Origin of the sequence: Nocardia sp. NPDC002869 (assembly GCF_046764065.1) — a bacterium.
GTDB classification, from domain to species: domain Bacteria; phylum Actinomycetota; class Actinomycetes; order Mycobacteriales; family Mycobacteriaceae; genus Nocardia; species Nocardia rhamnosiphila.
In genome coordinates this window covers 1-8,171 of sequence record NZ_JBKOOL010000217.1, presented here as the reverse complement: position 1 = coordinate 8,171, position 8,171 = coordinate 1, and the positions used below count along the sequence as shown (strand labels likewise).

General features: G+C 70.2%; 4 protein-coding genes. All 4 read left to right on the top strand.

The features are described from left to right. The first annotated feature begins 161 nt into the window (after nucleotides 1-161). The 4 genes from ACLML9_RS26360 (at nucleotide 162) to ACLML9_RS26345 (ending at nucleotide 8,020) form a co-directional block, all read left to right on the top strand. Nucleotides 162-1,610: a DNA polymerase IV gene (locus ACLML9_RS26360; RefSeq protein WP_411948042.1), complete on the top strand. Its 1,449-nt coding sequence runs from the start codon at nucleotides 162-164 to the stop codon at nucleotides 1,608-1,610. 96 nt (nucleotides 1,611-1,706) lie between these two features. Beyond that, nucleotides 1,707-2,213, top strand: a complete 507-nt coding sequence (locus ACLML9_RS26355) for a hypothetical protein (RefSeq protein WP_411948041.1) — start codon at nucleotides 1,707-1,709, stop codon at nucleotides 2,211-2,213. A gap of 121 nt (nucleotides 2,214-2,334) precedes the next feature. Further along, complete coding sequence (locus ACLML9_RS26350) at nucleotides 2,335-5,559, top strand: arabinosyltransferase domain-containing protein (RefSeq protein WP_411948040.1); 3,225 nt, start codon at nucleotides 2,335-2,337, stop codon at nucleotides 5,557-5,559. A gap of 34 nt (nucleotides 5,560-5,593) precedes the next feature. Beyond that, nucleotides 5,594-8,020: an HAD-IC family P-type ATPase gene (locus ACLML9_RS26345; protein WP_411948039.1), complete on the top strand. Its 2,427-nt coding sequence runs from the start codon at nucleotides 5,594-5,596 to the stop codon at nucleotides 8,018-8,020. Nucleotides 8,021-8,171: the final 151 nt, after the last annotated feature.

Genomic DNA, 8,171 nt, shown 5'->3' with positions numbered 1-8,171 from the left:
AGCGGCCGCGGGGGGTGCGGCGGCTGCGGGGTGCCGCCGTGGTGGCGGGCCGGCGCACCGCGAGCCACTCCGTGGTGAGCGGCCGGCATCCCGGGTCCGGCGCCGGACCCGCCCTGCCGCCGATCGGCGAGACTTCCCGGCGCTGGGTGCTCCATATCGATATGGATGCCTTCTTCGCCTCCTGTGAGCAGCTCACCCGCCCCACCCTGCGCGGCCGCCCGGTGCTGGTCGGCGGGACCGGTGCGCGCGGGGTGGTGGCCGGGGCGAGTTACGAGGCGCGGGTGTTCGGGGCGCGTTCGGCCATGCCGATGCAGCAGGCGCGGCGGCTCGTCGGGGTGTCGGCGGTGGTGGTCCCGCCGCGAGGTGCGCTGTACAGCGTGCTGAGCGGCCGGGTCTTCGATACCTTGCGGGCCCGGGTCCCGGTACTGGAGACCCTGTCGTTCGACGAGGCGTTCGCCGAGCCCGCCGAACTGGCCGGGGCGAGCGCGGCGGAGGTGGAGGCGTTCTGCGCCGGCTTGCGGGCAGCGGTGCGGGAGCGTACGGGCCTGGTCGCCTCGGTGGGTGCCGGCAGCGGGAAACAGCTGGCCAAGATCGCCTCCGGCATGGCCAAACCCGATGGGATCCGGGTGATCGCGCCGGGTGAGCAGCAGGCGCTGCTGGCCGCGCTGCCGGTGCGCAAGCTCTGGGGTATCGGCCCGGTGGCCGAGGGCCGGCTGCGCACCCTCGGGATCGAAACCGTGGGCGCCTTCGCGGCGCTTCCGGAGGCGGAGGCGGTATCGATCCTGGGCGGCAGTATCGGCGCGGCGCTGCACCGTCTCGCCCGCGGTATCGACGACCGGCCGGTCACCGAACGCGCCGAGGCCAAACAGATCAGCGCCGAGACCACCTACGAACACGACATCGTCACCCTGGAGCGGCTGCGCCCGGCGATCACCGAGATGGCCGCCGCCGCGCACCGCCGGCTCGGCCGCGACGGCCGCGCCGCCCGAACCGTGGTGCTGAAGCTGCGCCGCGCCGATATGAGCATCACCACGCGTTCCACCACCCTGCCCTACGCGACCGAGGATCTGCCCACGCTGACCGCCGCCGCGCAGCGGGCCGCGATCGACCCGCGGGAGCTGGGCCCGATCCGGTTGGTCGGTGTCGGCTACGCCGGGCTGTCCAGCATCCGGCAGGAATCGCTGTTCCCGGAACTGGACCGGCAGGGTGGTGAGCCCGCCCAATCGTCCGGCGGGGTTGCGGGGGAGCGGGGTGGCGCCCCCGATTCTCTGACGACGGTCGAAGAGAGCTCTGTGGATTCGGTAAGACATCCGGCGGGACCGGCGAGTTCCGTGGACACGACGGCCGGTTCGGCCTCGCTGCCCGGCAGTGCCGCCGAAAACTCTCCAGGTCCGCGGGATTCCGGCGTTTCCACTGGTAGCAGTATGCTTTGGCGGCCGGGTTCGGATGTGCGGCATCCCGAATTCGGATTCGGCTGGGTGCAGGGCGCGGGCCACGGACGAGTGACCGTCCGGTTCGAGACCCGCTCGACAGGACCGGGGATCGCGCGTACTTTCGCTGCCGACAATACGGAGTTGTGCTCAGCGGATCCGCTCGCCAGCTTGTCCTGAGGGCCCGCCGGGTAGGTTGGTCCGGGCAGCGTCGCCGGTTCCGGTGGCTCTGTTGTAGTGCACGACACCGAACCCTCGAACGCAAAGGACGAGCAGTTGAAGCTTCGCAAGACCGGACGTATCGCGATCGCCGGCGTGGCCGCCGTGGCCGCGCTGACCCTGACGGCGTGTGGTAGCGATGATTCCGACTCGGACAGCAAGGCCGCGAGCACCACGTCCGCGTCGGCGGCCGCCTCGGAAGAGGCGTCCGATCTGCCGCCGGTGCCCACCGTGGCCGACCTGAACGCTCAACTCCAGCGCGCCCTCGACCCGGCCGTGCCCAACGAGGAGAAGCTGGACATGATGCAGGGCGCCGAGGCGGATCCGGAACTGCCGGGCAAACTGGCCAAGTTCTACACGGATTCGGGCGCCACCATCGAGGTCACCGAGGTCAACGATTTCGCCGACACCATCAACGCCAAGGCCAACTTCAAGCTGGGCGACACCCAGAACGTGGTCGATGTCCCGTTCGTCGCCGAAGACGGTGTGTGGAAGGTCGAGAAGACCTGGACCTGCAATATGCTCGCCCAGGCCCAGGTGCAGTCCCCGGCCTGCGTGGCCTGATCCCGCAGCGTGCAAACCGGCCGGTCCGCTATAGCGGACCGGCCGGTCTCGTTCTATGGCTTCGAGCGGATCGGTGAGCGCAGCCGCGGCGGTGCGCGCGGCCCCGCTAGGATTGCGCCCCGTGGCTGACACGATGGTGGTGGCGGCGCCCGAGCCGGCAGATCTCTCCGACGGTCCCGGATCCCGATCGCGGGGTGGCCGGGCGCGGCCGGTCGCGCTGGTGTCGGCGCTCATCGGAGCACTGCTGGCGATAGCGGTACCCCTGCTGCCGGTCCGGGTCGACGCCGCCACACTGTCCTGGCCGCAGGACGATTCCGCCGCGTCGATCGAGGCCCCGCTGGTCGCCTACGCGCCGTTGGACTACACGGCCACTGTGCCGTGCGCGGCGATCCAGCAACTCGGGCCCGGCGGCGGGGTGCTGACCGCCACCGCGCCCTACGGCGCACCCGATCTGGAACGCTACGGTTTCCTGGCCCGGGTCCGGCCCGCGACACCGGAGGCCGGGGCGCAGCTCGACGTCGTCCTGCGCAACCAATCGCTGTTCAGCGTCCCGGTCGCGGAACTCCCCCCGAACTGCGAACTCGACGTCCACGCCGGGATGGCCGAAACCGTCGCCTCGCTCACCGGATCCGAGCCGGTGGTGCTGAGCGGTGATTTCCGCCCCCAGCTGGTCGGTGTGTTCAGCGATCTGACCGATCCCGCGGGCACCCGGGTCACCGCCGAGGTCGACAGCCGGTTCAGCTCCAGCCCGACTCCGCTGAAGCAGACCGCGATCTGGGTGGCCGTCGCCGCGACCCTGATCTCGCTGTTCGCGCTGCACCGGCTGGACAGCCTCGACGGGCGCCGCGCCCGCCGGTTCCTGCCGGCCCGGTGGTGGACCTTCCGTCCGGTCGATGTGGTGGTGCTGGGCACGCTGGTGCTCTGGCATTTCATCGGCGCCACCACTTCCGACGACGGCTACCAGTTCGGCATGGGCCGCGCCTCGCAGGCCGCCGGTTATATGGCGAACTACTTCCGCTACTTCGGCGTCCCGGAGAACCCGGTCGGCACCCCGTACTACGACCTCATCGGCCTGATGGCCGATCTCACCACCGCCAGCCCCTGGGTGCGCCTGCCCGGTCTGCTGGCCGGCATCCTGGCCTGGCTGGTGATCAGTCGCGAGGTGGTGCCCCGGTTCGGGGCCGCGCTGCATCGCACCACGTTCGTCCCGTGGACCGGCGCGCTGGTGTTCCTGGCCGTCTGGCTGCCCTACAACAATGGGCTGCGGCCCAAGCCCATCGTCGCGCTCGGGGTGCTGCTCACCTGGTGCTCGGTCGAGCGCGGTATCGCCACCCGCCGCCTGCTGCCGTTCGCGGTGGCCATCCTGATCGCCGCCTTCAGCTGCACCGCCGGCCCGCACGGCATCATCTGCCTGGCCGCGCTGCTGGCCGGACTGCGGCCGCTGATCAAGATCCTCACCGCCCGCGCGCCGCGGATAGGCCGGCTCGCGCAAGTGCTGCCGCTGGCCGCCGCGGGTGTCCTCGTGCTGGTGGTGGCCTTCGCCGACCAGCCGTTCAGCGCCATGATGGAAATGCGCCGGGTGCACGAACTGGCCGGCCCGCACGTCCTCTGGTTCGACGAATACCTGCGCTACCAGTACCTGTTCATGGGTACGGTCGACGGCTCGGTGGCCCGCCGCTTCGGGATCTTCGTGATGATCGCCGGATTGGCGGTATGCCTGCTCACCCTGCTGCGTAAGGGCGGCCGGATCCCCACCGCCGCGGTGGGGCCGTCGCAGCGCATCCTCGGCGTCACCGTCGGCGCCATGGCGCTGATGATGACCACCCCGACCAAATGGACCCACCACCTCGGTGTCTTCGCCGGGCTGGCGGGTGCGGTGGCGGTGTTGACGGCCGTCGCGATCGGGCCGCGGGTCATGCGCGCGCCGCGCAACCGGGCACTGTTCGCCGCCGGGGTGTCGTTCCTGCTGGCTCTCGTATTCGCCGGCCCCAACGGCTGGTGGTACGTCTCCTCCTACAGCGTCCCGTGGTGGGACAAACAGCCCTCGGTGGCCGGTATCGCCTTCAACAAGGTCTTCCTGCTGGGCGCGGTGGTGCTGCTGGCGGTGGCGGCGTGGTGGCATGTGCGGGCACCCGACGACGGGCAGCACCGGATCTCACGCTGGGACTGGCGGTTCGCCAAGGTGCCGGCCCTGACGGTGGCCGCCGCGTTCATGGTGCTGTTCGAGGTGGCGTCGTTCGCGAAGGGCGCCGTCTCCCAGTACCCGGCGTTCTCGCTGGCGAGTTCGAACCTGAGCGCGCTCGCCGGGAACACCTGCGGCATGGCCCCGCACGTGCTGGTGGAGACCGACCCCAACCGCGGCATGCTCACCCCGCTCTCCGGTGATCCCGCCGCGGCCCTGGCCGGTACCGGAACGGGCTTCAGCCCCACCGGAGTCGCGGCGGACCTGAGCGCCGATGCCGAGGAAGGCGCCGACGCCGCCATCGCCGATTCGGTGGGCGCGGCGACCGCGGGCACCGGTGTAGCGACCGAAACCGACAGTCCCGCATTGCCGTTCGGCCTGGATCCGGGGACTCCGGTCCTGGGCAGCGATCACGCCGACGGCCCGGCCCGACTGACCTCCGGCTGGTATCGGCTGCCACCGGTCGCCGACCGCGCGGATATTCTCGCCCTCAGCGCCGCGGGCCGTATCTGGTCGCAGGACACCGACGGTGTGGTGACCCACGGACAGTCCCTGGAACTGGAATTCGGCTCCACCACCGCGCCGGGCGGTTCGGCCGCGGACCCGGTGCCGCTGCGCCGGGTGAATCCGATCGATATCGGCCCGGCGCCGTCGTGGCGCAACCTGCGGGTCCCGCTGGCGCCCTACGCCGATGCCGACACCGTGCGCATCGTGGCCGCCGACCGCGATCGCGATCCGCGCCAGTGGCTGGCCTTCACCCCGCCGCGGATGCCGCAGACCCAGGACCTGAACACGGTGGTCGGATCCGATGATCCGGTGCTGCTGGATTGGGCGGTGGGCCTGCAGTTCCCGTGCCAGCGGCCCTTCGACCACCGCATCGGGATCGCCGAGGTGCCGAAATACCGCATCCTGCCGGACCGGATCGGCGCGAACGACACCAACCTGTGGCAGAACCACGACGGTGGCGGTCCGTTGGGCTGGACCGGTCTGCTGCTGCACGCCCGCACCCTGCCGACCTATCTCGATCAGGACTGGGATCGCGATTGGGGGCAACTACAGCAGTTCCTCCCCATCGATCCCGACGCGGTACCGGCCCGTCCGCGCACCACGCAGGAGGATCACTCCGGGACCTGGACGCCCGGCCCGATCAACGTCGCCTGGTGAGCCGCGCACCGCGGCGCTGGCTACGCTGACATCCATGTCGACAACTGTGCAGTCCGTCGGGATGCCCGGTCTCACCGCCGCGGAGGTGGCGCAGCGCCGGCGCGACGGGCTCACCAACGATGTGCCGGACCGCGCCGGCCGCTCGGTGCGCGATATCGTCCGGGCGAATGTGTTCACCCGGATCAATGCCATCCTGGGCGTGCTGTTCGTCCTGGTGATGGCCACCGGATCGGTGATCGACGGAATGTTCGGGCTGCTGATCGTGGCCAACAGCGCGGTCGGCATCGTGCAGGAGATCCGGGCCAAACGCACCCTGGACCGGTTGGCGATCGTCGGGCAGGCGAAACCGACTGTGCGCCGGGACGGTAAGTCCGGACAGGTCGCGCCCGATGAGGTGGTCCTCGACGATCTCATCGAACTCGGGCCGGGTGACCAGATCGTGGTCGACGGCGAGGTGGTCGAAGCGGAACTGCTCGAGATCGACGAATCGCTGCTCACCGGCGAATCCGACGATGTCGCCAAGGAACCCGGCGCGCAGGTGCTCTCGGGCAGCTATGTGGTGTCCGGTTCGGGCGCCTACCGGGCGACCAAGGTCGGCAAGGACGCCTACGCCGCGAAACTGGCCGACGAGGCCAGCAAGTTCACCTTGGTGAACTCCGAACTGCGCAACGGTATCGACACCATCCTCAAGGTCATCACCTATCTGCTCATCCCCGCCGGTGTCCTGAGCATCTACAACCAGCTGGTGTCCAGCGGAGAGTCCTGGCGGCCGGCCGTCAGCGGGATGGTGGCCGCGCTGGTGCCGATGGTGCCCGAGGGCCTGGTGCTGATGACCTCGATCGCGTTCGCGGTCGGTGTGGTGCGGCTGGGGCAGCGCAAATGCCTGGTCCAGGAGCTGCCCGCCATCGAGGGACTGGCCCGGGTGGATGTGGTGTGCGCGGACAAGACCGGCACCCTCACCGAGAACGGTATGCGCCTGGCCGAACTCCGGATGATCGACACCGGTCCGGACGCCGAGGACCGGGCACGGCAGGCGCTGGCCGCCATGGCCGCCGACGATCGCCGCCCCAATGCCAGCGTCCAGGCCATCGCCGAAGCACTCCCCGAGACACCCGGTTGGGAGTACACGGCCGTGGCGCCGTTCTCCTCGGCCAAGAAGTGGAGCGGCTTCTCCTACGGAGAGCACGGGGACTGGCTGCTGGGCGCACCCGATGTGCTGCTCGGCGCCGGATCGGCCGATGCCCGCGCCGCCGAGGAACTCGGCGCCACCGGCCTGCGCGTGCTCTTGCTCGCCCGCGGCGACCGCGCGGTGGACGCGACCGGCGCCCCCGGCGCCATCACCCCGGTCGCCCTGGTGGTCCTCGAACAGAAAGTACGGCCCGACGCCCGCGACACCCTGGACTACTTCGCGAGCCAGGACGTATCGATCAAGGTGATCTCCGGGGACAACGCCGTCTCGGTGGGCGCGGTCGCCTCCTCCCTGGAACTGCCCGGCGGCGACCACGCCGTCGACGCGCGGACCCTGCCCGAGGACCGCGCCGAACTCGCCGGCGTGCTGGAGGAGCGGACCACCTTCGGGCGGGTCCGCCCCGACCAGAAGCGGGCCATGGTCGGCGCGCTGCAGTCCCGCGGGCACACCGTGGCCATGACCGGCGACGGGGTCAACGACGTGCTGGCACTCAAGGACGCCGATATCGGTGTGGCCATGGGCGCGGGTAGCCCGGCCACCCGGGCGGTCGCGCAGATCGTGCTGCTGGACAACAAATTCGCCACCCTGCCGTACGTGGTGGGCGAGGGCCGCCGGGTGATCGGCAATATCGAACGGGTCTCCAACCTGTTCCTGACCAAAACCGTCTACTCGGTGCTGCTGGCCTTCCTGATCGGCGTCGCCGGTGTGGGTTCGCAGATCTTCGGCTACGAACCCATCGGCTACCCGTTCCTGCCCCGGCACGTGACGATCGCGGCCTGGTTCACCATCGGTATCCCCGCCTTCGTCCTCTCGCTGGCCCCGAACAACGAACGGGCCCGCACCGGATTCGTCGGCCGGGTGATGCGCTTGGCGATCCCCTCGGGCGTGGTCATCGGTACCGCGACCTTCGTCGCCTACCTCATCGCCTACGCCGGCCCCGAGGCCAGCGCACAGCAGAAGATGCAGGCCGGGACCACCGCGCTCATCACCCTGATCATGATCGCGGTCTGGGTGCTGGCGATCGTCGCCCGCCCCTACACCTGGTGGAAGGTCGTACTGATCGCGGTCTCGGTGGCGGCCTACCTGGTGCTGTTCACGGTCCCCTTCACCCGTGAATTCTTCGCACTGGACCCGTCCAACCCGCGCCTGACCACCGCCGCGTTCGCCTGCGGCGCGGTGGGCATCGTGCTGGTGGAGGTGGCCTGGTGGGTGGGAGCGAGTTTACGGGGGGAGCCGCACAAGCTGATTCCCGCCGCACCGGGTGAATCCTGATATGAGACAGGACGGACCTCGCTGCGGGTGTTGCCTCCCCGAGTGGCAGCGCGTTCTCGGTGCCGAGATGCTCCTATGGATGTCAAGTGGGGAGCTCGGGTGTGGTGATGAGGTGGTAGAGCTCTCGTGCGATGTAGCGTTTGAGGCAGCG